Origin of the sequence: Cyclobacterium xiamenense (genome assembly GCF_009467825.1) — a bacterium.
Lineage (GTDB): Bacteria > Bacteroidota > Bacteroidia > Cytophagales > Cyclobacteriaceae > Cyclobacterium > Cyclobacterium xiamenense.
Window position 1 is genome coordinate 122,057 of record NZ_WIOK01000007.1, and the last position, 25,645, is coordinate 147,701.

The window sequence follows — 25,645 nt, forward strand, 5'->3', positions numbered from 1 at the left end:
GTAAAACTTACCTAGCTGGAGTAAGCTCAATTTTCCGGAACTCAATGGCTCCGTGATCTCCCTGTAGCATCAGTGGGCCCGGCTCGCCTTCCCTGCTATCGAGTGCACCTCCGGTGATGCCTGGGATGATCTGATCGCAAATGATTTCTTTGCCGTTTGCAACGATCGTGACCCGACGTCCAATCAGCGTGATCTCAAAGCTTTGCCAAACTCCAGGCCCGGCAGCCACCATTTCGTTTGGTGTCAAAAAGCCATATACCCCGCCAAAGTAAATGGAGGAAGGAGGCGTTCCTTTATTGTCTTCAATCTGGACTTCGTAGCGCCCCCTCAGGTATATGCCGCTATTGCTTCCTTCCGGGTAGCGAAATTCCACATGGAGCTTAAAGTCCTCAAATTTCTCGTCGGAAATCAGGTTGGCCCCGGCTTGCTCACTGGTAAGGATGCCATTCACCACTTTCCATTGATTGCCTGCCTGATCCGCATGCCAGCCATCCAGGTTTTTCCCATTGAATAAGGCCATGGTCTTTCCCCATTTGGGTGCCGTTTCCCGGACCAATAGCGGTGCTTTAACGCCCATAAAGGAATGGGTATCGCCCATGCTGCTCGTGATGGTACCGGAGAGCTTTCCTTCTTGCAGCCTTCCTTCAAATACCATGTCCCGATCGGAATCGTCCCATTGGGGAGGGATTGAAAAACGCACCATTCCCTGATCGAAATGCACCTCGGATATGGGTCTTGCGCTCCCATTATGGGCCACAAAATAGCCCACCAGTGTCCGGATTCCCGATAGTTTTACTTCCAGCCAGGAGGGAACTTCCTTGCCGTCCATGGTAACGGTAAGGTCCCATTTTCCCAATAGTTCCTCCGAATCCTGGGCGGACACGGAATTGGCCGCAAACAGCAGGCAAAAAATAAGCACCGTCCCTAAGTTGATTTGAAATTTTCTCATACGTACGCAGTTGTTGGTTAATAATCGGATAAAATTACTTGTTTTTTGCGGGCAATTAAAACAGAAATGGAAATAAAGACCTGGCCTCCCGCAGTGGGTAGCCCACAAACCCACCGTTGGTACAGGGTCAGAAGAATGGTGTTAAGCGCAAAGTCCATCGCCCGTCTGCGGAAGGCGGCGGCAGGTCGGGGTGTTCCGGCTTAGGGGCTGAGCCATAGAAGTTGAAATCCGCAAATCAGGCCGAGGATGGCACCCACTACCAGTTCGGTGATCCGATGCCTTCCGAGTTGCCAGCGAGACCAGGCGATAAGTGGGAGAAATCCAATAAGCGCACCCGCCAGTGACAAATTAATGGGGGAGAGAGCGATGGAAATATAGGCGGCTATTGCCAGGTGTAAGGAGACTTTGATTCTAAAATTGAGCAGGAAGGATACCAGTAGCAGTTGCAGCAGTACCAGTCCCCCCGTACGTACAGATCTGGGCTGATCGCTTAGCCATAAGAATACGAAAACCACTGTACCGAGAAAAAGCATCCATAGGTACAGGGAATACCGCTGTTTGCGAAGGGAAACGTCAAAATTCGTATACCGCCCCGTTCTCCTGTGGTATTCGTTCCAAAGAATCAGGGGGAGAATGCCGAGCAATAAGGTCCCAGCCAGTGTCCATCCGGCCTTTACGGGTTCGAGAATAGCAAAGAGCGAATAGGCCAAAAAGCCCACGAGCAAACTGATGGGGTGGGCGATTTGGGAAATACGTAAGGCCAAACGGTTTTTCACGGTACCCGGTAGATTAAGGAACCAAGTTGCCGGTTTATTTCTAGAATACGGCAGGCTTTTTCGATTTTTTTTGGGAGAAAAGCAGGGTGGTAAATCCAGGAATCCGCGGTATTACCAAAAATCACCGGTAAATTTTCCGGCTACCGGTAAAAGGGTTAAATTAGCGGCTTCTTAGAAAAAGCATACCTAATCCGGTACACAATAAAAATGGATGTAGCAGTGATCAAATACAATGCCGGAAATGTGCAGTCGGTACTGTATGCCATGGAGCGCCTGGGAGCCAATGCCACCCTTACGGACGATTGGGAAACCATCAAAAAATCAGATAAAGTAGTATTTCCCGGGCAAGGGGAGGCGAGTACGGCCATGAAGTACCTGCGGGAACGAAAGTTGGATCAGTTGATTCAGTCCCTGGAACAACCGTTTTTCGGCATATGTCTCGGGTTGCAGTTGCTTTGCGAGCATTCGGAGGAATACGATACTTCCTGTTTGGGCGTGTTTCCGATTCGGGTTAAGAAGTTTCCCTCGGTAGAAAAAGTGCCCCATATGGGCTGGAATAACCTTGAGCACCTGAAGTCCCCCTTGCTAAAAGGCCTGACGGATTCCGATTACGTGTATTACGTGCACAGTTACTATGCGGAGGTGGATCCCCGCTATACCATTGCTACCTCCCATTACATGCACGATTTCTCTGCCCTGCTTCACCGGGATAATTATTATGCCATGCAGGCTCATCCCGAGAAAAGCAGTCGGGTAGGAGAGACCATTTTAACGAACTTTCTGAATTTATAATGGAAATCATTCCAGCAATTGACATCATCGACGGGAAATGCGTTCGCCTGACGCAGGGAGATTATTCCCGGAAAAAAGAATACGCCTCGGATCCCATCGAAGTAGCGAAGCGGTTTGAAGCTGCCGGTATACGGCGACTGCATTTGGTAGATCTGGACGGGGCCAAGGCCAAACGGATTGTAAATAAAGCGGTCCTCGAAGGCATTTGTCAGGCCACTTCCCTTGCTGTAGACTTCGGAGGAGGGATACAGTCGGACGAGGATTTGGCCCTGGCCTTTCGATTGGGAGCCAGCCAGGTGACCGGAGGCAGCATTGCGGTGAAGAATCCGGACCTATTCGCCGGATGGCTGCAGACCTTTGGCGGGGAGCGGCTGATTCTTGGCGCGGATGCACGCGATAGAAAGATTGCCATATCCGGTTGGCAGGAGACCACCGCTATGGACCTGATCCAGTTTATCCGCGACTATTCGGAAAAAGGAGTACGCTACGTCATCTGCACGGATGTGGCGAAGGACGGGCTGCTTGAAGGTCCTTCGCTTGCCCTGTACAAAGAAATTCTGGAAGAAATTCCCGATATCCGGCTCATCGCCAGTGGTGGTGTGGCGTCGGTAAAGGACCTGGAGGAGCTGGAAGAGGCCGGGGTATACGGGGTCATTGTGGGCAAGGCCTTTTACGAAGGAAAAATACGTTTAGCGGAACTCCGTACATTTATCCGAAATTAGTATGTTAACCAAAAGAATCATTCCCTGCCTGGACGTCAAAGATGGGAGAACCGTGAAGGGGGTCAATTTTGTTGAATTAAGGGATGCTGGTGACCCGGTGGAGTTGGGCCGTCTATATGCCCAGGAGGGGGCCGATGAGCTGGTTTACCTGGATATTACCGCCACGGTAGAAAAGCGAAAGACCCTGGTGGACCTGGTAACCCGCGTAGCGAAAACCGTAAATATCCCCTTTACCGTAGGAGGAGGGATTTCCAATGTGGAGGACGTGAAAGCCCTGTTAAATGCTGGTGCCGATAAAATCAGCATCAACTCGGCCGCTGTAAAAAATCCCCGTGCGGTAGACGAGATGGCCAGGGAATTTGGGAGCCAGTGTATCGTGGTAGCCATTGATACAAAGAATATCGACGGAATCGATTTTGTCCACACCCATGGAGGTAGAAGGCCTACCCTTTTGCAGACCAGGGAATGGGCGAAAGAGGTGACCGACAGGGGCGCCGGTGAAATCTTGCTGACCTCCATGGATCACGACGGCGTGAAAAATGGTTTTGCAAACGAAATTACCGCGGACCTTTCCTCGTTGCTTTCCATTCCGATTATTGCTTCCGGAGGAGCTGGAAACATGCAGCATTTTAAAGACGTCTTTACAGCCGGAAAGGCGGATGCAGCCCTGGCTGCCAGTATTTTCCACTTTAAGGAAATTCCCATTCCTGCGTTAAAACAGTATCTTGAAAACGAAGGGATTACCATACGGCGGTAGCGGTGGGCCGATGTCGCATTTGGCCGATGAGTCAAGCAAACTAAAAAAGAAAGAATGGACAGATTAGTTGTAGATTTTGATAAAGTGAATGGTTTGGTACCTGCCATCGTGCAGGATGCGCACAGCAGGGAAGTACTGATGATGGGATACATGAATCAAGAAGCCCTGGACCTTTCCCGAAAAACGGGGAAAGTGACCTTTTTCAGCCGCACCAAACAACGTCTCTGGACCAAGGGTGAAACCTCGGGAAACTTCCTACTCATCCGGAAAATCGAACTGGATTGTGACCAGGACACCCTATTGATACAGGCGACTCCTCAGGGCCCCGTATGCCATACCGGAGAGGACACCTGTTTTGCGCATCAAAACCACAGCAAGACCTACTTTATCGATGCCCTTCGGAAGGTGATAAAAGATCGGAAAAACAATCCTTCCGATAAATCCTATACGGCCTCGCTATTTGCAGCCGGTATCAATAAAGTCGCGCAAAAAGTCGGAGAAGAGGCGGTGGAAATTGTAATCGAGGCGAAGGACGATAACAAGGAACTGTTTCTCGGGGAAGCCGCTGACCTTTTGTTTCATTACCTTGTATTACTGGAAGCCAAAGGGTACGAACTGGATGAGGTAATGGAGGTGCTGATCAATCGGCACCAAAAATAACCGGCATGGCGGCAGTTGGCACCTTGTTTGTCTACGGAACGCTGCGGAGAGGATTTGCCCACCCCATGGCAAAGACCCTGGAGGAACTCGGCAGGTACCTGGGAAGGGGTACGTTTCAGGGCAGGCTCTACGACCGAGGACCCTATCCGGTGGCGGTGCTTTCCTCCGATCCGTCGCATCGGGTTTACGGAGACGTCTACGCCCTGGAAGCCGAGGAACGTGTATTGGAATTGATGGATGAATACGAAGGGGTAGGTGAGCTTCTGGAAACCGGTGTGACGTTTGAACGGAAGCAAACGGCGGTTCGCCTGGCGGATGGTTCTCGCAAAACTGCCTGGATATACCTGCACTCCGGCTACACCGATCATTTTGTTCCAATAGCCGGTGGGGATTACCTGGCGTTTAAAAACAGATAACGTTTTGGATGGTTTCTTTGCGGACTTGAATTTTTCCTTGCAACAGTTGATCGAATCCCGTACCGCTAACTTCCCAACTGCAACAACCCAAGTTGGTGGGATTCTCAGGGAAGCGAGCTGGGTATCAATGCCTACAGTTTTTTTAATCGTTGTTTTTCAGCGATTCACAAGGTTTTTGGACTGGTCAGAAAGCGGTGATGGATTGGATTCAATAGACGGATAGCAGAAAATCACAAATTTCCCCTTTGTCGAGGCTTCTTGCTTGCAGCTCGATTTTGTACAGATTTTGGAGTGTACGTTGGATGTACGTAAATTAACTACTTTTTTGTGTTTATTAAACTTAAATTTTGATTTTTCTGAGATATATTTTTAAACAATTACATTTGATTTAGGTTTCTTTACCATAGCAACTAAATCAACATACCATGAAAAAATTACTGAGTATTTTCCTAATGGCTACTTTGGTGGTCTTCGGGTCATTCGCCAATGATGACGAAAAAACACCCGCCACCGCTGTGAAAGCGGACAAAGACATTGTAGACCTCGCGGCTGGAACGGATTTTTTATCCACCCTGGTAGCCGCTGTGAAAGCAGGTGGTCTGGTAGACGTATTGAAGGGCGATGGTCCGTTTACGGTTTTTGCACCCACCAACGAGGCCTTCGCCAAATTACCCGCAGGCACGGTGGAGAGTTTGCTTAAGCCGGAAAATAAAGACCAGTTGGTTAAGATACTTACGTACCATGTCATTCCCGGATCAATTAAATCTTCGGATTTGAAAGATGGGATGGAAGTGGAAACCGTGCAGGGGCAAAAAGTGACGGTAAAGCTGGCAGGTGGCAAGGCCATGATTAACAAAGCGACTGTGACCGCGGCAGATATCGAAGCTACAAACGGCATGGTTCATGTGATTGACACCGTCATTCTTCCCGAAATGTAAGAATACCTGTGTTCTACGATTGAAGGCTGTTTCCCTCTGGAGACAGCCTTCTTTGTTTGGCAGCAGCAGGCTTTACTTTTAGCAGCCCTTCGTCCAGATGCACGACGGCGTTGTACCGGTTTAATTCCAGGCAAAAATCGATGTCCTTTTCCAGCTGGTGATTTTGGAGTCTTTTGGCATGGGAGGCTTTTTCCAGAAACAAGGAAAGGTTTTCACCTGCCTGCTGAAAGACCGCCTCCATCGCCAGGGTGGCATCGCAGTCGTGTTTCCAACCCAGTGTCAGGGAAAGTGCTCCTGCATACAAGGAGTCCTCGATGTTGAATTTTCCTTTCCATCCTGCGCAAAGCACGAGAACGTCCCGGTCGCTAATTTGCAGGTAATCTACCGTGGCTTGCAGGTTGAGGAAGGAGCCGATCAGGATTTCTTCCGAATCCGCCGCCGCGAGCGAAATGGCCCGGGTTCCATTGGTCGTGGTCATGGCCAGTTTTTCGCCGGCAAAGGCATTGCCTAGAAAGGAAAGGGGACTGTTTCCCAGGTCGAATCCTTCGGCTTGCTGTCCGTTTCTTTCGCCAGCAATCAACCAATTTTTATTTTTGTAGTTGCGGCACTCGTCCAAATCGCTTAGAGGCTTGATGCACCGCACCCCATTCGAAAGGGCAGTAACCATGGTAGAACTTGCTCTAAAAATATCCACGACCACCACGGTCTTTTGCGTTAAATCGTGCAGATGGATCAGTTCCGGACTGATACAGGTTTCGATGTTCCTCATTTGGTCAGTAAGGGAAGTTTTTTGGTAGTGGCTTCAAGGGATTTTTTGCGGACTTCGATACCGATACGGGTGCCCGGTTTGGCATAGGCTACATCCACGTATCCAAGGCCAATGCCTATGCCCATACTGGGAGAAAGACTTCCGGATGTTACCCTGCCGATGGTAACGCCTTCCGTGTTCACTATGGAGTAATGGGCACGGGGAATTCCCTTTTCCTCAAGTACGAATCCGACCAATTTTCTTTTTACACCGGTCTGTTTTTGCTCCTTTAAGTCTTTGTGGTTGATAAAGTCCTTGGTGAATTTCGTGATCCAGCCCAATCCAGCTTCAATGGGGGAGGTTTCCTCGGTGATATCGTTGCCGTAGAGGCAATAGCCCATTTCCAGCCGCAGGGTATCCCTGGCTCCCAGACCAATGGGTTGAATGTCATAGGGTTTTCCAGATGCAAAAAGGGCGTTCCATACGGCCGAAGCATCTGCGTTTTTTACGTACAGCTCAAATCCACCTGCGCCGGTATAGCCCGTTGCGGATACGATCACCTCAGACGCTCCGGCAAATTTTCCGGTGCGGAAATGGTAAAAAGGTATCTCGGCCAGCGGTATGTCCGTGAGCGGCTGTAGCACCTTCGTGGCATTGGGTCCCTGAACGGCAAACAGGCAAAACGCATCCGAACAATTCTCCATAGTTGCCCCCATTGTATTGTGCGTTTGTATCCAATTCCAATCCTTTTCTATGTTGGAGGCATTCACCACCAAAAGGTAGCGGGCGTCATCCAGCCGATACACCAGCAAGTCGTCCACAATTCCGCCGGTTTCGTTGGGGAGACAGGCGTACTGTGCCTGCCCCACGGAAAGACTGGCAGCATCGTTGGAGCTGACCTTTTGAATGAGTTCCAGTGCATGCGGTCCTGAAATGATGAATTCGCCCATGTGAGAAACGTCAAAGACCCCCACGTTTTCCCGGACGGCTTTGTGCTCGGCAATGTCCGAATGGTACCTGACCGGCATGTAGAAGCCGGCAAAGGGAATCATTTTTGCACCCAGTGCTTCGTGAATGTCATTTAGTACGATTTTTTTTATAGGATCCTGCATGAAGTAGTGGCTTGTAAAGCTCAAAGGTAAGCAATGTGATTAATTTTTCAGAAGTGGCGCATGAAAAAAGACCAGTCCGCTGAGGACTGGTCTTTTTGTGGCGTTCCTTAACGCAGCCAGTTGGCTTTTGGTCCGGATCCGTGCCTGTGGCATTGTGGATCTTTACCCGCCGTATCCCGGATTTTGAATCAGGGAAGCATTTGCGTCCATTTCCCGTTGGGGAATTGGAAATACCAGCTTGGGGTCGTCGTAGGGGTATTGCAGGGTAGGGGTATTGTTGTCCTGAATCTCCCTTCGTGTACGTTTGCTATCGTGGATAAAATGTCCTTCGTGCGCAAGTTCAAGTTTTCGCTCTTGTAGGATTTCGTCCAGGCTCAGGCTGGTTTTTTCCGGTAGGTTTACACGAAGTCGAATCCGGTTAATGTCTTCCAGTGGCGTGGCGCCAATCGAAGTCCCTTCCCGAAAGTTTGCTTCCGCACGTGTAAGGTACATTTCTGCCAGGCGGATTATTTTTACGTTCCGGAATTGCTCCCGCCACTTGTCGGTGCGGGTTTCCCCTGCTCGTACCACAAATTGTTCCAAACGGTCATCGCCCGGCTCGTATTGATTGATATGGCTGCTGAGAATGGTAATATCCCCATCTCTGCCACCAAATTCGGGGGTGGAGTAAAACAGGTGCATGCTGTTATCCGGATCCTGCGCATTGACCTGGATGGTGAACAAATCCTCTTGGGTATCTGCTTCGTTGTTGAATGCCTCCATGTATTGATTTACCAGTCCTTTGCCGTTGGCAGTTGCCAGATCTATGGCTCGGTTTGCCGCATCCCTGGCGTCGGCAAAACGCTCCATTTGCAAATAGACCCGGGAAAGCAAGGCGGAGGCCACGTAATTACGGGCGAAAAAGCCATTGGTTTCCGGGAGCAGGTCTTCGGCTGTCTCCAAATCGGATACTACTTGCTGGTACACTTCTTCTACCGTATTTCGCGGCGCCTGATCTTCCTCGCTCACTTCCCGCGTTGGGTTTAGAACCAGGGGTACAGCCAGGTTGGTACCTGTGTTTCCAGCAGCATAAGGCAATCCGTACAGCTTCACCAATTCGAAATAGACGGCACCTCGTATAAACAGGGCTTCTCCCCGCACGCGGTCTCTGTCCGCTTCATCGACCAGATTGATTACTTCAAGGATATTGTTGCATACGTTGATCGCGCTGTAGGCGCGAAGCCAGGTATCGGTGACAAAGGAATTATTGGTAAAAATGCTCTTGTTATAAACCTCTCTGGGTTGGTTAAAGGTGCCTTCCCAGCGGATTTCGCCATTAGCGCTGAGCATTTCCGCATACAGGAGCGTTCGGCCTCCCCACAAATCTTCGTCTCGTAGGTCGGCATAGGCGCCGATCAGCACCCGCTTGATATTCGCGTCGCTATTCAGGGCAATTTCCTGATCCACGCTTTGAGCAGGTTGCAGGTCCAATTGATCCGCGCAGGCGCCTATTAGTAAGGATGCGCCTAAGATCAGGGAAAGATGTATCGTAGTGTATTTCATTGGTTTCCGTAATTAAAATCCGACATTGATACCTAAAGAGAAGGTTTTCGCTTGCGGGGCAGTATAAAAATCGTTGCCCTGGAAAACGTTGGCATCGGAGGTAGTGGCTCCCAGATAATCCGCGTTTACCTCGGGATCCCATCCCATGTAATTGGTAAAGGTCAACAGATTTTGAGCCATTAAGTAAATTCGTGCACTGCTGATTTTCATCCGCTCGAGTACTGTTGATGGCAAGTTATAACCCAGCGAGAGGGTTTTTAGACGCACGTAGCTGCCATCCGAAATAAATCGGCTGGAAGCGTTGCAGCCGTTGCATTCCCCAAGTCTGGCCTGTGGAATGTCGGTGATGTCTCCGGGATTTTGCCAGCGGTCAAATTGGGCAGCCGTACTGTTGTCAAACCAATCCCCGTTAGCGGCATAGAAGCCAGCTCCCCCTTCGTAGATATCGTTTCCGAACACGCCCTGGAAAAGAAAAGAAAGTTGCAGGTTTTTGTAGGAAATGTTATTGGTAATTCCCGCAATGAAATCCGGATTGGGATCGCCTACTACCATTCTTGCTGCTTCGTTGTAATCATTGGTGGTTTCGCTAAGGTCCTCATCGGTATAATAGAGCGCATCCCCGTTTGCCGGATCCACTCCTGCATACCGAGGACCGTAAAACACCCCAATGGACTCGCCGATGAATATACCGTTTAGAAACCGAGACGAGGAGGGAGGAATAGAATTCTGTCCTTCGGAGAGCTCCCGCACCCGGTTGATATTCCGGGCGAAATTAAGGGAGGTATTCCAGCTGAAATCCTGGTCTGCATAGTTGGCTGAATTCAACACCACCTCAAATCCATAATTCTGCATTTTCCCAATATTTTGCCGCTGCGTGGCGAAACCGGTGGTTCCTGGCACGGGTACCAACAACAACAAATCGCTGGTTTGCTTGTCGTAGTAGTCCAATTCTCCGGTCAGTCGATCGTTAAAGAGACCGAATTCGACTCCTACGTTGAACTGCGCTGTGGTTTCCCAGGTGAGGTTTGGATTTGGAATTTGTGTGGGCTGCAAGCCGGGTTGCAAGCCGTAGGAAACCGGACCAAACAAGCCCAGGTGATCAAAGTCGCCGATATCCGCGTTTCCCGTCAGACCATAGGAAGCCCGTATCTTAAGTAAGCTTATCCCCTCTTTGCCAGTTAAAAAGCTTTCTTCTGTGACAACCCAACCTAGGGATGCTGCCGGATAGAATCCCCACTGGTTATTCCGTCCAAAACGAGAAGATGCATCGTAGCGAGCGCTCAAGGTCATCAGGTATTTGTTGTCCAGTTTGTAGTTGATTCTGGAAAAGTAGGAAAGAAAGGAGTGATGTGTAAATTCAGAGGTTCCTTCCACGATCTCGGCAGCTGATTCCAGCGTTCTCAATTCATCCAACGGAAATTCCTGTCCATCCACGCGAGTATAATCATCTTCTGTTTTTTGGAAGGCCATACCCCCTACGGCCTCGAATTGGTGCCTTTCGGCAAAGGTGTCTGTGTAGGTGAAGTAATTGTTGGTATTGTAATTAAGGATCCGTGCCCATCGTGAACTACCCTCACCGTTTGTTCCCTGTCCAGTGATGGTACGGGATCCGAAAAACCGGTCATCGTTTTGATTGATGATATCCACGCCAAATTCGGACCGGAATCGCAGCTTATCGCTGAAGGCATATTCACCAAAAATAGTATTGATATTCCGGTAGGTAGAGGTAAGCCAATTGGCATTTTCAGAGTCGATCAGGTTGTTGTAGTACGTAGTCGTAGGGCGATCGTACAGCATTCCGTTTTCGTCCCGGATGGGTGTAATGGGGGCCAGTGCCACCAACTGAATCGGGTTATTGAACTGGTTGTCTTCGGGTAAGGTGGTCGTTTCTGTTCTGGAAAAACTAAAGTTAGCTCCGATTGAGAAACGGTCGGATACCTTGTGGTCCAGATTTAGCCTTCCCGAAATGCGTTCAAATTTGTTACGAATCATGATCCCATCCTGCTTGTCATAGGAGGTAGAGAAATAAAAGCGCGTGGATTCGTTGCCACCGTTTGCAGAAAAGTTCACATTGGTGATGCCGGCATCCGGGTTGAATGCCTGTTCCTGCCAGTCGGTATCGACGCCGCCATTCCGCCAATCGGTGTGTCCGGCGTAGCGGTCCAGCCGGGTCTCAACAAACTCCAGATCCGAATCTTCGTAGTCGGCGGGGTTGTTTAGGGGGTCCAGCCCATTTGCCAGGTCGTTGTTGTATCCGGATTCGCGCATTAGCTCGATGTACTGGGCAGAATTCAGAAACTCATTTCTTCGGGTAGGGCTACTGACTCCCCGTTGAATTCCCACATTGAACTTGGTTTTGCCTGCCGTACCACTTTTAGTGGTGATTAGCACCACTCCGTTTGATCCCCGTGCGCCATAAATGGCAGCTGCCGACGCGTCCTTTAATACCTCGAAGGATTCGATATCGTTGAAATTGATATCGGCCATGGGGTTGCTCTTACCGATCGTCCCGCCCGAGGTTACGGGAATTCCGTCGATGACGTAGAGTGGTTCGTTGCCTCCTGAAATGGAAGAGGTACCACGGACCCGGATTTTGACGCCTTCTCCTACCTTTCCACTGGAGGATTCAACGAAAACACCCGACATTCGTCCCTGAATGGCTTCCTGAAAAGTAGGGACCGGCACGTTGGCAATATCTGCGCCCTTAAGGGAGGCGACATTACCAGTCAGGTCTCCCCGAGTGACACTTCCATAGCCTACCACCACCACTTCTCCCAGCGTTTTCGCATCTGGCATCAGGGTAATATCGATGGTGCTTTGGTTGTCAACTTGGACTTCTTGAGTGATAAACCCGATATAGGAAAACACCAAGGTTTCCTCATTGCTTACGGAAATCGAGTAACCGCCATCGATGTCGGTCACCGTGCCGCGGTTCGTTCCTTGAACCCGGACATTCACTCCCGGCAGGGTCAGGTTATCCTCTCCGGAAACGACTGTGCCGGTAACGGTTTTGTTTTGGGACCAGCCGATTAGCGGAAATGCCAGCATCAGCGTCACCAAAAGGAGTACACTTCTTTTCATACACGAATAGATTAGGTTTTTTAACGATTTAGGCTACGATTGGGTGTATTGCCTGTTACTCTTGTAATACGCGCTGTTAGATGATTTCAACGAAAAGTAACCTTTCCTTGAAGGAGACAAAGGTATAATAAAAAAACGAAAAAAAGTAATTTTTGAAAGAAACGCTCGTTTTTTGCCACAAAAATGAACCCTTCTACCCGAATTTAGTCGTGATTTACCAGGGGTGCGATCCAAAAAATCCAGACTCCAAAAGAGACTGGATTTTCAATCAACTATTAACCTATTTCATTTAAAATCGGTACCTGCCACTTACCATCAGGATACGGGTCTCCCGTTTGGCATAAAAGGTTTGACGAAACGTGTTGGTCAGGCTGTTTCCTGCAAATCGCTGGGTGTCAAAGACGTCGCGCAGACTCAGGGAAAGCGCTCCCTTATTTTCCCAGAAGCTTTTCTGCAGGTTGACATCCATGTAATATTGGGCCAGGTCCCTTCCCTGAGCTTCGATCTCCGCTGACTCGTAGTTGGCCACGAATTGCAGACTAAAGTTTTTGGGCAGCTCAAAGCTATTCATCAGTTTGGAATTCCAGGCAAAGCCCTGATTGACGAATTCCTCCCCAACATTGGACCCGTCGACCTGTATTCGAAAGGCAGTAACATTGCCGTTGATGTTCCACCAGGGCAGTACGTCCGTGATGCCAATGAATTCAACCCCGTAGGATACGGCCGTATTCAGGTTGGCGGGTTGGGAGTAGGAAATGCCGTCTTCGACCAGGGTGACAAAGTCCAACTGTCCGTCGACATGGCGGTAGAAGAGATTTGTGGTCAGACTGGAATTTTCAAAGTTAGCCATGTGCCCCAATTCTATTGAATGGATCATTTCCGGTTGTAGGTTCGGATTTCCCCTTCGCACACTCAGGGAGTCCGTGATATCGGGAAAGGGATTGAGTCGCCAGGCAGTAGGGCGGTCAATTCTCCGGCTGTAGGAAAATTTGACCGAGTTCTCCTCATTGAGTTTGTAAAGGGTTTGCAGGCTGGGAAATAAATTGATGTAGTTTTGCTTATTCGACTCCCCGGTATTGGCCAGGTAAGTGTCTACAAATGTGTACTCACCACGCAGCCCCGCGGTATACTCAAAACGCGACGAGGAGCCGGAATAGATGAAATACCCGGCGTGGATTTGGTCCTTGTACACAAAGCGGTTGCTGACCGCAGGATCGTCTACAAAATCCTGGGTATTTTCTTCAAACCGGCTATAAACATAGTCGTTGTCAAATTTCCGAATGGTGGACTTTAAGCCTGCCTCGATCTTTGCCCCGGAGGCCAGCGGTGTGGTGAAGTCCGTCTGTACAATGGAAACGTAGCGCTTTTCGTCAGTAAATGCCCGTTCCCTACCATTCAGATTCTCATCCAGCGGTTCGGAACTGTTTCGGAAAATGTCAATATTTTGAATTTTGTACTGGTTGCGGTAGGAATTACTCGCAATCAGCTTAAAACTTTTGTCGGGATTGTCAAAGGTGCGTTCGTAAATAAGGGCATTATCGATGCCGTCATCGGCCTCTGTTTCCCGGTTTCTTCGGACGTACTCCAGGACCAGGTCGTTGGTATCCACGTCCCGCAGGTCGGCATAGAGGGTATTTACCTGACTATCGTCACTGGTCTGAAAGAAACCCTCGTAACTGATGATATTGTTTCCAAAGTAGTAATCGGCTCCGAAATTGAGGTTATGCCCCAGGTTTTCATTGGTCGAATTGGTCTGTTGGTCCAAGATTTCTTCGTCTTCAAAGATTTCTCGCTCGGTACGTCGTTCACCGACAGAACGCCACCTCCGGAAATTGTAACCTGCAAAGACGTTGTACCGAAGCGTACGGTGATTGATGTTTGCCCCAGCATTCATTCTGCCTCTGGTGCCATACGTTAATTCGCCACTTCCGTGGGTTCCTAAATTTTCTCCTTTTTTCAAAATTATGTCAATTACCCCGGCTTCTGCCTCGGCGTCATACCTGGCATTGGGATTATTGATTATTTTGATTTGTTCAATGGCACTGGCCGGAATTTGATCCAAATTTTGGGTGAGAGAAGAGTTTCTTCCATTGATCAGTACATTGGTTCCGGAGCTACCCCGGAGCGTGATGGCTCCATCTTCCGATACACTGACAGATGGCGTGTTTCGAAGAATGTCCAAAAGTGTACCTCCCAGGTTGGAGAGGTTTTGGCTCGGATTTATGGTTAACCCCTCAGCGTCGGAACGAATTGGAAATTTAGAAGACTGCACGATCACTTCCTCCAAATCCTGATTTTCAGCAACCAACGCGATGGTTTCCAGTACTTTGTTTTGCCGGAGATCTACTTCCACCTCTTGTTCACTAAAGCCGAGGAGAAAAAAACGCAATACGTAGGTCCCTTCGGCTGCGCGCAGGGAAAACTTTCCCGCCTCATCGGTGTCGGAAAAGGTAACGGGCTGGTCTGCGCCCGGTTTGTACAATGCTACCTGTACAAACGAAAGTGGATCGCGACTGGCATTGTCTACCAGGGTGCCGCGGAGGGAAATGTCGTCGGATTGACCGAAGGCATTACTGCCGGCAGCCAGGCAAAACAAGAAAAGGGTAGTTAAATATAGTTGGTATCGTTTCATGGTATTTGGTATTACACTACAAGTATACATTTACAATCTGATTCAATCTTGAAGTTCGATACGAATCCGATGTTCGCCTTCGGAAAATTGATAGTCGAGTGTAAAACCATGAATCCGGCAAATTTGTTGGACAATAGATAATCCCAGCCCAATGGAGTCGCTGGAGGGGTTTCCTTTTTTAAAGCGTTCCAGGAATTCCACCACGTCAGTTTTAGGTTGACTGCCCGAATTCCGAATCGTTAGCTGGTTTTGGCTGACCACGATGTCGATGTATCCGGGGTTTTGGTTGTGCTTGATGGCATTGCTTAGCAGGTTATCTACCAGCATTTCGGCCATGTTTGGATGCATTTCGATATGGACCTCCGGGGCGATATTTGAATGTAGGCGGATATTTTTGATGGCGATCAGCTCTTCGTACCCGGCAATGGATTGATGGATCAATTGAGAAAGATCCAGCCGTTGGTTACCTTCAAACTCCTGGTTTTCCAGTTTGGCCAGAGTGGCCAGGGAGTGGACCGTTTTACTCATTTTTTGGGTGGACTGGTAGGCCGCAGCGATCCATTTGGCTTGTTGGTCATTAATCGGGCTGTTGAGCAATAGTTCCAATTTACCCGAGGTGATGGCGATGGGCGTTTGGATCTCATGGGACAGGTTTTCGGAGAATTCCTTTACGATTTTATAATCGCTCAGCAAGCGTAGGGACATCTTTCGGAGAAACTCATGTAGCTTTTCGAATTCTTCAATCCGGGAGGGCTCAAATTCCAAGGGTGCATTTTTCTTGAAGGTAAAACCGTTGATTTTAGTCAGACTCTGGTGGAAGGGTTGAAGGATTTTTTTGGAAACCAATCGGCTGGTCACGACGATAAAAATCAACAGCAACAGAAAAATGGCGACCATGGTTTGCACCACCGTTTCGGTAATGTCATCCGACTCAATCATGATATTGTAGGTGGACATGTAATAGTGTTTGCCATTGATCAGGTAGGACCGCCCGGCTTTTACCTGCCGCTCTACTTGCTCCAGGGGCTCGTGCCAGGCAAGTGTGTCGTTTACCTGAAACGGTATCTGGGCTGCTTCCAGGGGCAATTCCCGGATTTCCAGGCGGTCCTTTTTCAGCCTTGCAGGGTTTTCCATGAATTCCATCCTGCGGGCATAGTTGTCCAGTTGCCGCTCCAGTTCCTTGCCCTGCTCAAAATCAATTTCGGATTCCAGCTTGTAAAAAATCAGCACGCCGCCTATAAGTAAGACGATAATCGATATGCCCAGGTACCAAATGGTAAATTGATTGATTAATTTCATTCCTTAGCGGTATTGAATTTGTAGCCGATGCCATAGACCGTTTCGATGTAATCGAGCCCACCGGCCTGGCAAATCTTCTTTCGGAGGTTCTTGATGTGCTGGTACACGAAATCAAAATTTGCCAGGTCGTCGGTAAAGTCTCCCCAAAGGTGGTTTACGATGGCCTGCCTGCTCAAAACCCGGTCTTTGTTTGTCAGGAAAAATAGCAGCAGGTCAAATTCTTTTTTAGTTAGTTCGAGCGGCGTCTGTCGGACGCGCACTTCCATTTTTTCGGGATTGACCTGTATTTCCCGAAACACCAACTGATCGGTACCACCCAATTGATTTCTTCGGTAGAGCGCCTTAAGGCGGGCATGCAATTCTGCCAGGTGAAAGGGCTTGGTCAGGTAATCGTCGGCCCCCAGTTCCAGGCCGTCTAATTTGTCTTTGAGTGAGTTTTTGGCCGAAATGATTAGAATATTGCTGTTTTCCTGGTTTTCCTTGATGAAATCAATCAAATCCAGCCCGCTGCCATCCGGCAACATGATATCCAGAATGATGCAATCGTAGTTGTACACCAACAGCTTATCCTGCGCATCAAAGCAATTGTCACAGCACTCGCAAACGATCCCTTCCGAAGCAAGGAATTCCCGGATGCTGTCCAATAGTTCCGGTTGGTCTTCAATCAGCAGTATTTTCATCGATCAAATTACGCGTTTGTTTTTGAAGTAATTTTGAAGCAGTTGGTGGCCTGCTTCGGCGAATGGCAGCCAAAAAAAAATCCCAAACCCGGTTCTCCTGGTTTGGGATTTTGGGGACGTAAGTACCCCGATCTAGATGGAGAAACTTTCCCCACAACCGCAGGTTCTGGAGGCATTTGGATTGACAAATTGAAACCCTTTGCCGTTCAATCCATCGCTAAATTCGAGGACCGTACCCGCCAGGTAAAGCAGACTTTTTCGGTCTACAATTATTTTTACTCCTTTATCCTCGAAAATATGGTCGGAGTCAGAGGTGCTGGCATCAAAGCCTAAATCGTACATAAGCCCCGAACAGCCGCCACCTTTTACAGACACCCTGATATTTTCCTCTTCTTTTCTCTTTTCCTCTTGTTTTAACTCCAGGATTCGATCCCTGGCTTTTTCTGAAACGATGATCATATCTTTTCGATGTTTAAATTACCCGTACTGTACACTACGCTTAAACGATACGGAATAAAAATAAATTCCATAATGTATACAAACAAAGATAATAAACTTACGCTAAATTCGGTAGCATTCGCCGGTTAAAGGCAGCCTTTTCCCCGGAGTCTACCGGCTGGTTTACCATCCTTAGAAAGTCAGGAAATGAGAGTAAGGGTATCACAATTGCGGGCAAGAAGGACGTTGCCGGTTGGGGTAGCCAGGAATTTAATCGTATTTTTACGTTTCGTAAGTGCCGGTGCAGGCAAACGCAGGCGCCGGATTTGGACAATACAGTGTATGGAAAAAGAAAAAAGAACGGAAATCGGCAATATAGGCGAATTTGGGCTAATCGATACCATCCGGGAAACGGTTACCTTGTACCAGCCCGGCACCTTGAAAGGCATCGGAGACGATGCGGCAGTTCTCGGGCCAACGGATCTGGTTCGTGTCGTGACCACCGACATGCTATTGGAAGGGGTGCATTTTGACCTGTCTTATACCCCCTTGACGCATTTGGGATTTAAAGCGGTTGCCGTAAATGTCAGCGATGTAGCGGCCATGAATGCCGTTCCAACGCATCTTACCGTCAGCCTGGCGCTATCAAACCGTTTTTCGGTAGAGGCAGTGGCTGCGATTTACGAGGGCATTAACCTGGCAGCGGCCCACTACAAGGTAGACGTAGTTGGCGGCGATACCACGGCCTCCCGGTCCGGTCTCGTTATTAGCGTGACGGCTATCGGCGAAGCCAAACAGGAGGAAATCTGCTACCGATCAGGTGCAAAGGTCAACGACATCATCTGCGTCACCGGGGATTTGGGAGGGGCTTTTATGGGACTTCAAGTGCTGGAACGGGAAAAACAGGTGTTTTTGGCGGATCCCAACATGCAACCTCGCCTGGATGCGTATCCCTACGTGACTGGCAGGCAGCTGCGCCCAGATGCCCGAATGGATATTGTGCACGAACTACGTGAGCTGGGCCTGGTGCCAAGCAGTATGATTGATGTCTCCGATGGCTTGGCTTCCGAGCTTTTTCACATTTGCCAGGCATCCGATGTAGGAGTGGCGATTTATGAAGACAAGCTACCCATCGACAAGCAAACCTACGATACGGCCTTCGAATTCAACATGGATCCGATCACCAGTGTGCTCAACGGGGGGGAGGATTACGAACTTTTGTTTACCATCGATCAAAAGGATTTTCCCAAGTTGGAAAAACACCCCGACATTCATTTTATTGGCCATGTTACCGCGGCAGCAGAGGGCAAGCTCCTAATTACCAAGAGCCAGGCAGCTGTTCCCCTGAAAGCACAGGGCTGGCAGCATTTTTAGGGTCTTTTCCAATGATTCGGCACTTATTCATTGGGATAGGGAATGTACAGAAAGTTGGTAAAGGTTTCGTCCACCACAAACAGGCAACAAAATTCATCGGGGTCTTTGTAAGTGGTTTTAAACTGATCCAGGGCATCTTCCTGGATCAGTTTTCGTTGCACAAACTCATCGAGGTAGGTAATGTAATAGTTCCAATCGATGGGTTTCTCCTTGTTGCTCAGAAATAGTTGTCCGATGGGTTGTTCGGTTTTGCTGATGGGAAAAATGGGGTACTCAGAAAACCCCCGTTTTCTGACCTGGTAGGAAGCTTCCTTCAGGTTTTCACAAATTTTAATGAAATCACTGCTGATGGTTCCGAGGTATTTTCCGTTTAGTTCCGGATCGTTATCGTTACTGATCATCATGGTCTTTTAATTCAAGTAAAACTACATTTTCTACATGGTAGGTCTGTGGAAACATGTCCACAGGCTGTATGCGCCGGACCTCGTATCTTTCGGCGAGCAGCGCCACGTCTCTAGCCTGTGTAGCAGGATTGCAACTGACATACACGATTTTAGGTGCTCCCAGCATAAGTAACATCCGGGTGACATCTTCGTGCATGCCTGCACGGGGAGGATCGGTGATGACCACATCCGGCGGTTGGTGCTCCGCAACAAAGGACTCGTTTAGGACTTCCTTCATATCGCCCGCATAGAAAAGGGTATTGGTGATTCCGTTCTGCAAGGCATTTTCTTTGGCATCGGCGATGGCAGGGGCTACGTACTCAATGCCGATTACTTGCTTTGCCTGTTTCGCTACAAAATTGGCAATGGTGCCGGTACCGGTGTACAAGTCATACACGGTCTCCTCTCCGGTCAGTCCGGCAAATTCACGGGTTACCTCGTACAGGCGCTGGGCTTGCCGGGAATTGGTTTGGTAAAAGGACTTGGGCCCTATTTTAAACCGCAGCCCCTCCATGGTTTCTACGATATGGTCTTTTCCTGCATACAGATGTACGTCCAGGTCCTGAAAGGTTTCATTTTTTTTCAGGTTGACAATGTATAACAACGAGGTGATGCCCGGGAATTGTTCCTTTAAAAACTGCATCGTTTTCTCAATACCAGCCGGGTCGTCTTCCCCAAACTGTACGATGGCCATGACCTGATCGTCCAGGGTGCTGCGAATGATGAGGTTTCGTAGCAGCCCGGTTTGTTGGATGATGTCGTAAAAGCTGAGCTGCTCGGCTAGGGCGAAGTCACGCAGCGCATTCCGGATTTCGTTGGATAGGGATCCCTGCAAGTAGCAATGCTGGATATCGACAATTTTGTCAAAACGCTTGGGTACGTGAAAGCCCAGGGCATTGCGCTCGAAATCGGCTCCTGAATCAATTTCTTCCCGCGTCAGCCAGCGGTTGTTGGAAAACGTAAAATCAAGCTTGTTTCGGTAATACCGGGTATCTTTGGAGCCAATGATGGGCATGATTTCGGGCAGGGGAACTTTGGCAATCCGTTGGAATTGGTCCACGACTTGTTGCCGTTTGTAGTCCATTTGCAGTTCGTACGAGATATGTTGCCACTTGCATCCGCCGCAGCTGCCGTAATGTTCGCAAAAGGGGCTTACCCGATCCGGTGAATATTCCCGTATTTCGATGGCCTCCGCCTCCATAAAGCTGCTTCTGCCACGGGTGACTCGGGCATCTACCACGTCGCCAGGAGCCACATTACTGACAAACACCACTTTTCCTTCGTAATGCCCTACACATTTTCCTTCGGTAGCAATTCGCTCGATTTTAAGGTTTTGGAGGACCTTATTTTTCATTTTCCTTGACATAGGTCGCAAAATTAGTCATTTTCGGTCAAAGGGATTTACTTTGTACCCATTGCATGCATCTTTTTGAATAACTTGATCGACCAAATACATGGACATAAAAAATAAAGTCGTCATCATCACCGGGGCCACCTCGGGTATTGGAGCCGCCTGTGCCCGAACTTTCGGTAAGGCCGGTGCCAGGGTGTGGATTACCGGGCGCAGCCAAATCAAACTGGATGAGACACTCCTGATGCTTCAGCGTGAGGGAATTACCTGTGGAGGAGTCGTATGCGATGCGGCAGACCCGGAGCAAAACGAACAGATGGTTAAAGAAGTTTGCCAAAAGTTCGGAGGGGTAGATGTACTGATCAACAACGCAGGCATCAGCATGCGGGCCCTTTTTAGGGACTTAAACCTGTCGGTATTTCACCAAGTCATGGATATCAACTTCTGGGGAACCGTGTATGCCACCAAATTTTGCCTGGAGGAAATCATTAAAAACAAAGGAGCCATCGTCGGCGTGTCGTCCATCAATGGATTTCGGGGTACACCTGCCCGGACGGCCTATACCGCCAGTAAGTATGCCATGAATGGTTTTTTGGAAGCTCTTCGCACGGAAGTGATGAAGTTGGGCGTGCACGTATTGGTCGTCTGTCCCGGATTTACCGCTTCTAATATCCGCAACAAAGCCTTGACAGCCGACGGAACCCCCCAAAAGGAATCTCCCCGGGATGAGGAACAAATGATGACGGCAGACGAGGTCGCCCAGGCCCTGCTCAAGGCACTGTTGAAGCGAAAACGGGATTTGGTGCTGACCAGGCAGGGGAAATTGGCTTCATTTTTGAATAAATGGATTCCCGGGATCATGGATCAGGTGGTGTACAATCACATGGCAAAAGAAAAGGATTCACCGTTCAACTAACAGGATGCTCAAGGATATTTTTAAGGTGTACCTCAACCGGCTGGTGGATCTCTCGTCCAACAACCGGTCGATTTTTCTTCCCAAGATCATTCAGAATCAAATGATCGACCTGAAGGATTTTCATTTTTTAAACAACCACCCGTCCTTTTTTTACATCACCGAGCTGCTGGGAAGGAAGCGAAACATTCCGCTCATTCAGGTATTGGATTCCCGGGACAAAAACATCAATCAGCTTTCCGTACGATTGAAGCGCCTGCAACACCAGGTCCGCTTTGCCGCCGAAGAAACTGGAGAAAAAAGTCTCTTTGTCGGTTGGCCTTTTGTCGAGGGAAAATTACTCAATGGGCAGTTGATTCGCTGTCCGCTCCTGTTTTTTCCCGTGGCACTGGTGTTGGAAGAAAAAACCTGGTACTTAAAAAAGAACGTAGGGGAGCTTCCTTTCCTGAATCCCTCGTTTTTGCTTGCTTATAGCCAGGCCCTGGGCAAACCCTTTGACAAAGAGTGGCTGGAGCTTTCCATGGAAGAATTCAGTAAGGACCCCATGGGCTTTCGAACGGACCTGTACCATTACCTCAAAAACCAGATTGAATTGAATTTTAACCGGGAAATCTACCAGGATAAACTGGAGTTTTTTCCAGATCAAAACCGAGACTATTTTGAGCAATCCCTGGATACGGGGATTTTGCGGCTGCAGCCCTATGCCGTACTGGGTCAGTTTTCTCAGAAAAGCTCTTTCCTGATGGACGATTACGAGCAGCTGATGCAACAGGTCGGGCAGCGCGATCTGGAAGCCTTGTTTTCCGAGCGGTTTGGCAATTCGGAAGGGGGGCAGCACCAAAGTCAGGAAAACAACCTGTACACGACCTTTCCAATGGATGCCAGCCAGGAGGAGGTGATCAAACACGTAAAGTCCGGAAATTCCTGCGTGGTACAAGGCCCACCGGGAACCGGAAAATCCCAGTTGATCTGCAATTTGGTAGCAGACTTTGCCTCCCGGGGAAAGAAGGTCTTGGTGGTATCTCAGAAACGGGCAGCGCTAGACGTGGTCAACCAACGCCTTGCTTCACAGGGGATGGCTAATTTTACCGCCCTCATTCACGATTACCGGGGAGACCGCAAAGAACTTTACAAAAAGATCTCGCATCAGATCAGTTCCATCGATAACTACCTTTCCCTAAATCGCTCTCTCGATGCCATCCAACTGGAGCGAACTTTCGGGTTGATGTGCAGAAATATTGAGAAGTATTCGGAATTTTTTGACGAGTACAAACAGGCGCTTTTCGATACCAAAGATTGCGGAGCCCCGGTAAAGGAATTGTACCTGACCTCCGACTTTGGGAAAGAGGGGATCGATCTGACGCAGTTTTACCGGGCATTTAAGGTGGATGACCTGGATGGATTTTTGGCCAATTTCGAACAGTACCAGTACTATTACAGAAAATTTCAGGTCTCCTCCTCTTTCTGGCTCCATCGGGTGGATTTCTCGGCCATGGGTCCGGAGGCTTTTCGGGGAGTCTCGGGGACCTTTCAGGAGCTTTCTTCGGTGAAGCTTGCGGCAAAAAAGGACCTGGATTCCATGTTGGCCGATACCTTCGAATACAGTCTGATCTATCAATCTTTCCAGCAAAAAGACAAGATTGAGGCCTTGATGCACAGTATCAACAGTCCGGAGATATACGAAAAGTTCAAGACGTTTATGGGTTTTGAAGCGGTGGCACTCGATAAATTATGGCTGGAAAACAAAGTGGATATGGTACGGAAGCTACTTTCCGAGGAGGGGGTCGAATGGGAGATCGGTGATGAGGAGGTGGAGGGAATACTCCAGAAAGCGGTGCAGGCCTCCAAGCAGGTTGAATCCTGGTACGGCAGGGTGGCCGTTCGTCTGGACGGGAAGAAATACGGACCGGTTTTGGCCTTGCTGGAGAAAAATGGCTTGAAGAAGGACAGGGAAGATATCCGCCTGCTCATCCATAAGCTCGAGAACCGAATGAACCTCAACCACCAATACACGCTGCTGGGACAAAAGACCTGGATCGATTTGCCGGAGAAGCCGTTTACCATACATACGTTTAACCAGATGGCGACCGTCTTGGTAAAGGCCTTGAACGCCCGGTTTATCATGAGTGAACTGGGCGTGCTCGCGTCCTACTTTTTCAAGCCGCAGTTTTCCTACGCCCATTTTCAGAGCCTGCTTGAGGGCGTTACGGTAATTAACGAGTGGGTGGAGGCCCATTTTGATACCTGGCGTACCTACCTCAGCGAGATTCAAATCAAGCATTTATTAAGTTCGGCAGACGAGGAAAAACTAAACGATGTTCGTGCAACGCTTCCCAAAGATGTGGACGAGTTGATCCGCTTCGATCAACTTCGAAATCAGATGGAGATGGAGGAGAAAAAGGTCGTGGAGAAGCTAATGGACGAATACCCGGAGGAAGATTTTGAAACGTTGAAAAGCCTGTTTCTTTCTAGTCTGAAAGTAAGTTGGGTTGGCCACCTGGAGGCAAAATACCCGGTACTGAAGGAAATAAACGGGCCTCAGGTTAAAACCGCCATTGCTGATTTTGCCTACTCGGTGGAGGAAAAACTGAAAACCGCCCGGTTTATCGTCGAGCTTCGGTTAAGAGAAGGGGTTTGCCAGCACTTGGAATACAATCGTTTGAACAACCTAATTACCTACCGGGAACTGGCACACCAGGTCGGGAAAAAGCGGCAGATATGGTCAGTCAAAAAACTGATCGCATACTACCGGGACGAAATCTTCCGGTTGATTCCGTGTTGGCTGACATCTCCGGAAACCGCTTCGGCGCTCTTTCCCCTGGACCAGGATTTTGATTTGGTCATCTTTGACGAAGCCAGTCAGTGCTACTTCGAACGGGGACTTCCCATGATGTTGCGGGGCAAGCAGGTAGTAGTGGCAGGGGACAGGCATCAGCTGCAGCCCTACGACCTGTACCAGACCCGGATACAGTCCGAAGAAGAAGGTGCGGAATTGGAAATCGATGCCCTGCTGGAAATGGCCTCCCGGTATTTCCCTACGTTTCATTTGCGCACCCACTACCGGAGCGCTACCTTACCGCTCATTCATTTTTCCAATGCGCATTTTTACGAAAATAACCTGTACATGCTGCCGGACCGGAAGGTATTGAACAGTGGACAGCATGGGATCCAGCTGGTGCAGGTGCAGGGAGTCTGGGAGAATCAGACCAACCGGGAAGAGGCCGGGGAGGTGGTGCTTCTTTTGCACAAGTTGCGCGCCAAATTCCCCCTGGAGACTTTTGGTATCATTACCTTTAACTATTTCCAAATGCTGCTGATTGTGGGGCTGCTGGAGGAAGACGAGCAGCTTAGCACAGATGCGGGGATTCGGGTAAAAAACATCGAAAACGTGCAGGGAGATGAGTTTGACCGGGTGGTGTTTTCCGTAGGCTATGCCAGGAATCCGGAGGGAAAATTTACCGCTAATTTTGGCCAGTTATCCCGGAAGGGTGGAGTAAACCGCCTGAACGTAGCGATCACCCGGGCTCGAAAAGAAAACATCCTGGTAACGAGCCTGAAGTTGGAGGACTTCAAGGAGCGGCACCTGCAAAATCCCGGCATTCGCATGCTACGGGACTACATCGACTATGCGGGAGCGGTGCAAAAGGGAAAGATCCCGGAAATTACGTTTACCACACCCGGATACAATAGCAGCTGGTCGTTAAAAAACCACCTGATCGGCACCTATGGAAATCACGAGGTGGGAGAAAATCCCTATGTTCGGGTGATGGACCTGGAAGTGAAAGAAGGAGACAAGGCCATTGCCGCTATCCTTACCGACGACCAACGCTTTTTTTCGTCCACATCGGCAAAAGAAGCCTTTGTATACCATCCTCAATTACTCACAGCCAGGAACTGGAACATGGTATTTCTTTTTAGCCGTCAGTATTGGCTGGACCGGGAAGACTTACTGCAGACCAAACTCTCTCAGGGCAAATTTTCCGGAGAGGAAAACAGCAAATGAGTTGTTGGCAGTTTCGGAT

At 49.1% G+C, this 25,645-nt stretch carries 21 protein-coding genes; 9 read left to right on the forward strand and 12 right to left on the reverse strand.

Features of this window, described 5'->3' with window-relative positions:
- Window positions 1-7: 7 nt before the first annotated feature.
- Window positions 8-949: a 3-keto-disaccharide hydrolase gene (locus tag GCU44_RS07200; RefSeq protein WP_154855542.1), complete on the reverse strand. Its 942-nt coding sequence runs from the start codon at window positions 947-949 to the stop codon at window positions 8-10.
- Window positions 950-1,149: 200 nt separating this feature from the next.
- Window positions 1,150-1,725, reverse strand: a complete 576-nt coding sequence (locus GCU44_RS07205) for a hypothetical protein (protein ID WP_154855544.1) — start codon at window positions 1,723-1,725, stop codon at window positions 1,150-1,152.
- A 207-nt stretch (window positions 1,726-1,932) separates the two neighbouring features.
- Between GCU44_RS07205 and hisH the strand changes: the two genes are divergently transcribed.
- From hisH to GCU44_RS07235, 6 genes are all read left to right on the forward strand, one after another.
- The gene (gene hisH / locus GCU44_RS07210) at window positions 1,933-2,517 is read left to right on the forward strand and encodes an imidazole glycerol phosphate synthase subunit HisH (RefSeq protein ID WP_092178517.1); all 585 of its coding nucleotides are present in this window, start codon (window positions 1,933-1,935) and stop codon (window positions 2,515-2,517) included.
- A complete protein-coding gene (hisA, locus tag GCU44_RS07215) occupies window positions 2,517-3,239 on the forward strand; it encodes a 1-(5-phosphoribosyl)-5-[(5-phosphoribosylamino)methylideneamino]imidazole-4-carboxamide isomerase (protein ID WP_092178519.1) in 723 nt (240 codons plus the stop codon). Before hisH ends, hisA begins: the two co-directional genes overlap by 1 nt.
- A gap of 1 nt (window position 3,240) precedes the next feature.
- On the forward strand, window positions 3,241-3,996 hold the full coding sequence (gene hisF, locus GCU44_RS07220) for an imidazole glycerol phosphate synthase subunit HisF (RefSeq protein WP_154855546.1): 756 nt from the start codon (window positions 3,241-3,243) through the stop codon (window positions 3,994-3,996).
- 54 nt (window positions 3,997-4,050) lie between these two features.
- Window positions 4,051-4,656: a bifunctional phosphoribosyl-AMP cyclohydrolase/phosphoribosyl-ATP diphosphatase HisIE gene (gene hisIE / locus GCU44_RS07225; protein WP_154855548.1), complete on the forward strand. Its 606-nt coding sequence runs from the start codon at window positions 4,051-4,053 to the stop codon at window positions 4,654-4,656.
- A 5-nt stretch (window positions 4,657-4,661) separates the two neighbouring features.
- The gene (locus GCU44_RS07230; RefSeq protein WP_154855550.1) at window positions 4,662-5,072 is read left to right on the forward strand and encodes a gamma-glutamylcyclotransferase family protein; all 411 of its coding nucleotides are present in this window, start codon (window positions 4,662-4,664) and stop codon (window positions 5,070-5,072) included.
- A 425-nt stretch (window positions 5,073-5,497) separates the two neighbouring features.
- Window positions 5,498-6,010, forward strand: coding sequence for a fasciclin domain-containing protein (locus GCU44_RS07235; protein WP_092178527.1), 513 nt, complete (start codon window positions 5,498-5,500; stop codon window positions 6,008-6,010).
- 13 nt (window positions 6,011-6,023) lie between these two features.
- Here the strand turns inward: GCU44_RS07235 and GCU44_RS07240 are convergent, their stop codons facing one another.
- The 8 genes from GCU44_RS07240 to GCU44_RS07275 all read right to left on the reverse strand — a co-directional run bounded on the left by GCU44_RS07240 (window position 6,024) and on the right by GCU44_RS07275 (window position 17,563).
- Entirely contained in the window at window positions 6,024-6,779 is a 756-nt protein-coding gene (locus tag GCU44_RS07240; RefSeq protein ID WP_154855552.1) for a 2-phosphosulfolactate phosphatase, read from the reverse strand.
- Window positions 6,776-7,870 (reverse strand): glycine cleavage system aminomethyltransferase GcvT, encoded by a 1,095-nt coding sequence (gene gcvT, locus GCU44_RS07245; protein WP_154855554.1) that lies wholly within the window; start codon window positions 7,868-7,870, stop codon window positions 6,776-6,778. Before gcvT ends, GCU44_RS07240 begins: the two co-directional genes overlap by 4 nt.
- Window positions 7,871-8,032: 162 nt before the next feature.
- Entirely contained in the window at window positions 8,033-9,412 is a 1,380-nt protein-coding gene (locus tag GCU44_RS07250; protein WP_154855556.1) for a RagB/SusD family nutrient uptake outer membrane protein, read from the reverse strand.
- Window positions 9,413-9,424: 12 nt separating this feature from the next.
- Entirely contained in the window at window positions 9,425-12,493 is a 3,069-nt protein-coding gene (locus GCU44_RS07255; RefSeq protein WP_154855558.1) for a SusC/RagA family TonB-linked outer membrane protein, read from the reverse strand.
- Window positions 12,494-12,782: 289 nt separating this feature from the next.
- Window positions 12,783-15,125 (reverse strand): outer membrane beta-barrel family protein, encoded by a 2,343-nt coding sequence (locus GCU44_RS07260; RefSeq protein ID WP_154855560.1) that lies wholly within the window; start codon window positions 15,123-15,125, stop codon window positions 12,783-12,785.
- Window positions 15,126-15,167: 42 nt separating this feature from the next.
- Window positions 15,168-16,424: a sensor histidine kinase gene (locus GCU44_RS07265; protein ID WP_154855562.1), complete on the reverse strand. Its 1,257-nt coding sequence runs from the start codon at window positions 16,422-16,424 to the stop codon at window positions 15,168-15,170.
- Window positions 16,421-17,104 (reverse strand): response regulator transcription factor, encoded by a 684-nt coding sequence (locus tag GCU44_RS07270; RefSeq protein ID WP_154855564.1) that lies wholly within the window; start codon window positions 17,102-17,104, stop codon window positions 16,421-16,423. Before GCU44_RS07270 ends, GCU44_RS07265 begins: the two co-directional genes overlap by 4 nt.
- A gap of 132 nt (window positions 17,105-17,236) precedes the next feature.
- Window positions 17,237-17,563, reverse strand: a complete 327-nt coding sequence (locus tag GCU44_RS07275; protein WP_154855566.1) for a HesB/IscA family protein — start codon at window positions 17,561-17,563, stop codon at window positions 17,237-17,239.
- A gap of 321 nt (window positions 17,564-17,884) precedes the next feature.
- Here GCU44_RS07275 and thiL point away from each other — a divergent pair, with 321 nt between their 5' ends.
- Window positions 17,885-18,916: a thiamine-phosphate kinase gene (gene thiL / locus GCU44_RS07280; protein ID WP_154855569.1), complete on the forward strand. Its 1,032-nt coding sequence runs from the start codon at window positions 17,885-17,887 to the stop codon at window positions 18,914-18,916.
- Between the two features lie 23 nt (window positions 18,917-18,939).
- Here thiL and GCU44_RS07285 read toward each other — a convergent pair whose 3' ends face one another.
- Both GCU44_RS07285 and rlmD read right to left on the reverse strand, forming a co-directional pair.
- Complete coding sequence (locus GCU44_RS07285; RefSeq protein WP_092178625.1) at window positions 18,940-19,317, reverse strand: hypothetical protein; 378 nt, start codon at window positions 19,315-19,317, stop codon at window positions 18,940-18,942.
- Complete coding sequence (gene rlmD / locus GCU44_RS07290; RefSeq protein WP_154855571.1) at window positions 19,307-20,725, reverse strand: 23S rRNA (uracil(1939)-C(5))-methyltransferase RlmD; 1,419 nt, start codon at window positions 20,723-20,725, stop codon at window positions 19,307-19,309. Before rlmD ends, GCU44_RS07285 begins: the two co-directional genes overlap by 11 nt.
- A gap of 88 nt (window positions 20,726-20,813) precedes the next feature.
- On the opposite strand from rlmD, the gene GCU44_RS07295 reads away from it, so the two are divergent.
- Entirely contained in the window at window positions 20,814-21,626 is an 813-nt protein-coding gene (locus GCU44_RS07295) for an SDR family oxidoreductase (protein ID WP_154855573.1), read from the forward strand.
- A gap of 4 nt (window positions 21,627-21,630) precedes the next feature.
- The gene (locus GCU44_RS07300; protein WP_154855575.1) at window positions 21,631-25,626 is read left to right on the forward strand and encodes an AAA domain-containing protein; all 3,996 of its coding nucleotides are present in this window, start codon (window positions 21,631-21,633) and stop codon (window positions 25,624-25,626) included.
- Window positions 25,627-25,645: the final 19 nt, after the last annotated feature.